This is a genomic window from Variovorax sp. WDL1 (assembly GCF_001541225.1).
Lineage (GTDB): Bacteria > Pseudomonadota > Gammaproteobacteria > Burkholderiales > Burkholderiaceae_C > Variovorax.
The window spans coordinates 1-3,400 of record NZ_LMTS01000023.1 but is presented as its reverse complement, the minus strand read 5'-3'; the positions used below and the strand labels follow the sequence as shown (position 1 = coordinate 3,400).

The following is a 3,400-nucleotide window of genomic DNA, read 5'->3' as shown; positions in this document are numbered from 1 at the left end:
GTAAGCGCTCTATTGACCACGCCCCTTGTGCCCAGATGACCGTCAGGGTAAGGGAGTCACGGGTGGGTGGTTAGATGTCGGTCAGCACGCGCCGAGGGCGAGAATCTCGGTTGTTCCCCGCCTCGCCACATTCAATCGATGACCACCCCATTTACCCCCTTGTCCGAGGACGAGTTCCACGAACTTGACCAGTTCCTGCTCTATGACGTCGACACGGAAGAGGTCATGACGATGGACATGGTGGATGGCTTCTTGCACGCCCTTGCGGTCGGCCCGACAACCATGCATCCGAAGCAGTGGCTCCCCAAGATCTGGGGCACCAAGGAGATGATGCCGCCGATGGATTCAATCGAACAGTTGAACCACATTTTGGGGCTTGTCATGCGTCACCTCAACAGCATCATTGCCGGGCTGGAGGATGACCCACGAGTGATCAGCCCTAGCTGGTCAACGATGACCTACGTCGGCGACGAGCGGGAATATGACGACGCTGAGATGTGGGCCTACGGCTTTATTGAGGGAATGAGGCTTTGCTGGAATGACTGGCAGCCGTTGCTGTCGACACCGCAAGGGCAAGCCTGGTTCAGGCCGATCGCCCTGCTCGGCGAAGACGACTTCTCCGTGGATCAGGACGAGCTCACCAAGACGCCAGCCATGCGGGCGGAGCTAGCACTTCAAATCCCGCAAGCTGTCCTGGATATGCATGCTCACTGGCTACCGCTCAGACTCGCTGTCTATGAGCGCGAGGTGGCCAAGTCGATGCAACCCAAGGTAGGGCGCAACGAGCCTTGCCCTTGTGGGAGCGGCAAGAAGTTTAAGAAGTGCTGCGGAGCGGCGGGTGACCTGCATTGAGGCAGATCGTGGGCTCAACCCCAGGCCGGTTCACTGCGTCAGTCGCCAGGGCAGTAGGGCCTCGTAGTCGTCGGCCGTTTGCGCCAGGGGCAGCTTCTTGAACAGGGCCACGAGATAGCGGTATGGCTCAATCCCGTTCGCCTTGGCCGTCTCGATGAGCGAGTACAGGTTAGCGCTCGCGTTGGCGCCGCCCACGGTATCGGCGAACAACCATCCCTTCCTTCCGACGACGAACGGACGGATCGCGTTCTCCACCGGGTTGGAGTCCAGAGGCCAGGTGCCGCTCTCCAGGAAGCGGGTGAGCTTGGGCCACTGCCCGTGCAGGTAGTGCAGGGCTTCGCCCAGCAAACTCGATGGCGCGACGACGTGCAGATTCGTGAGCAGCAACTGCTCGATCTGCACCACCACCGCAGCGCTGTAGCGTGCACGCAATCGCTGACGACGCTCCGGCGACCACTTCTCGGCCAGTGACTCCGCGCGGTAGAGCTTGCTGATGAGCTTGATGAACCGTGTGGCCAACTGGTCCGGTGACCGGGCCGCCTTCGGGATCGCCTCCTCGGCCTTGACGAAGGGCCTGCGCGCATGAACCCAGCATCCAAGATGCGTCAAGCCATGGCTCTCGGCGATGCCGTCGTAGACCTGGTATCCATCGGTCATGAACGTGGCCCCGCGCCGGACTCCGGCATAAAGCTTCTCGGCATGCACGGCACCACGCCCGGGCGCATAGGCGAACAGCCGTACCGGCGGTCCGCTGCCGTTCATCTGCGCCCACATAAAGCTTTTCGTCTGCGCCTTGCGCCCAGGCTCCTTGAGCACCTGGACGGTGGTCTCGTCCCCGTAGATCAGGTCCGAGTCCAGGAGGTGGTCGCGCAGCAGGTTGATGACGGGTTGCACGGCCAGACCGATGCGCACGACGCCGGCGGCCAGCGTATTGCTCACGATGTTGCCGCCGAAGCGGCGCAGCAGCACGGCCGTTCGGTACAGCGGCATGCCGAACTGGTACTTGCCCGTGATGACCCAAGCCTGTGCCTCCTCGGTGAGAAGACCTCGCGGGATGATGCGCGCCGGCGTCGGCGCGACCTTCAGGCTCAGGTCGCAGCACGGGCAGGCGTACTTGATACGGTGATGCTGAAGCACACGCACCTGCTCAGGGATGACGTGCATCTGCTCGCTCACCTCGGCGCCGATCTCGACCAGGGCGTGGCCGTCGTGAGCGCAGACACGCTCGGACTCGGGCAACTCGTGGCGCACGATGTCACGCGGCAGCGCCGGATCCAGTGGTTTGCGCCCGCGCTTCTTGCGCTGGTGACCAGCGACCGTCGTGGATTCCTCGTCATCGGTTTCGGCCGGCAGCGTCTGCGCGGTTGGCGCGAGTGCCTCAGCCTCGTTGAGGAACAGGTCCTTCTGCTCGCTGCCACGAGCCTCGCTCTTGGCGGCGAACAGCTGGCCCTGCAAAGCCCGCAGTCGCTCCAGTGCCAGGTCCCTCTCGGTGGTCACCACGCGCAGTTCGCCGACCAGAGATTCGCTGCGCCGAGTGGCCTCGGCCAACGCCTTTTGCAGGGCTGCGAATTCTTCGGCGGTGGGCATCTGGACCATCGCCTGCTTCGATCTACATGGTGCGCAGGCGTTCCGGGATCATCGCACCTTCATGCAAATTCTTCGCGCCGCTGCACGCCGTGAGTGCCCTCGATCAGGCCACGCGCGCGTAGACGCGCTGGGGATGCTTGCGGATGACGGCGAGATCGATGCCATCGAGCAACCAGTGAAGTTCCTCCACCGTCAGCGTCGGCACCGTCGCCGCGTCGGGCCAACTGAAGCGGTCCTGTTCCTCAAGCCTCTTCATCAATAGCCAGAAGCCGTTGCGGTCCCAGGCGAGGATCTTCACGCGATCGCGACGGCGGTTGCGGAAGACATACACGGCCTTGGCGAACGGATCCAGACCGAGCGCCTGCTCGACCAGAATCGCCAACCCGTTGAGTCCAACGCGGAAGTCGATGGCCTCCCGGTGCAGGTAGACCTTCAGGTCTTCGTTGAAGCGGAACACCGCAGCCTCCCGAATGCCTCGATCACCTCGCTGACTTGGCGAACCTGCACGCCGCGAAGGTCGATCGCTACGCCATTGGGCAGGCGTGCCTGCAAGTCCATCATGGCCACGCTGTCGTCGCCGCCTCGAGCTCCGATCGGCGACGCTGGCGGCACCGCGATCGCCACGAACGCCGCAGGCGCCGGCACCACGCTGGCAACGGCCTTGCGCGCACGGCCACCATGACCATGCTCGCGAAGCCAGCGTCCAACTTGGTTGGCATTGACGCCGCACTCGCGCGCCAGACGCGACACCGAGGCGCCTGGCTGCCGACACAGCGCCACCAACTCCGACTTCGCCGCTTCGTCGTACACGCTGCGTCCGTCGCTCTTGTGCCCCACTACCAGGCGGCGTTTGAGGTCTTCCAAATCGTCTGTCATTACGTTCCCACGTTCAATCTATGTGGGAACGTAGGCTGTCAGGTCACAGCCCGCGGATCAAGGTCGTGGTTTATTGAGCGCTTAC

Annotated in this window: 4 protein-coding genes; 1 reads left to right on the top strand and 3 read right to left on the bottom strand. The window is 63.3% G+C overall.

The annotated features are described in order from the left end of the window. Positions 1 to 138 precede the first annotated feature (138 nt). Positions 139 to 852: a UPF0149 family protein gene (locus APY03_RS02055; protein ID WP_068673446.1), complete on the top strand. Its 714-nt coding sequence runs from the start codon at positions 139 to 141 to the stop codon at positions 850 to 852. Positions 853 to 882: 30 nt separating this feature from the next. Here the strand turns inward: APY03_RS02055 and tnpC are convergent, their stop codons facing one another. From tnpC to tnpA, 3 genes are all read right to left on the bottom strand, one after another. Next, positions 883 to 2,439, bottom strand: a complete 1,557-nt coding sequence (gene tnpC, locus APY03_RS02050; protein WP_068673448.1) for an IS66 family transposase — start codon at positions 2,437 to 2,439, stop codon at positions 883 to 885. A 103-nt stretch (positions 2,440 to 2,542) separates the two neighbouring features. Next, positions 2,543 to 2,896: an IS66 family insertion sequence element accessory protein TnpB gene (gene tnpB / locus APY03_RS02045; RefSeq protein ID WP_068673444.1), complete on the bottom strand. Its 354-nt coding sequence runs from the start codon at positions 2,894 to 2,896 to the stop codon at positions 2,543 to 2,545. Further along, positions 2,872 to 3,315 (bottom strand): IS66-like element accessory protein TnpA, encoded by a 444-nt coding sequence (gene tnpA / locus APY03_RS02040; RefSeq protein ID WP_068673442.1) that lies wholly within the window; start codon positions 3,313 to 3,315, stop codon positions 2,872 to 2,874. Before tnpA ends, tnpB begins: the two co-directional genes overlap by 25 nt. Positions 3,316 to 3,400 lie beyond the last annotated feature (85 nt).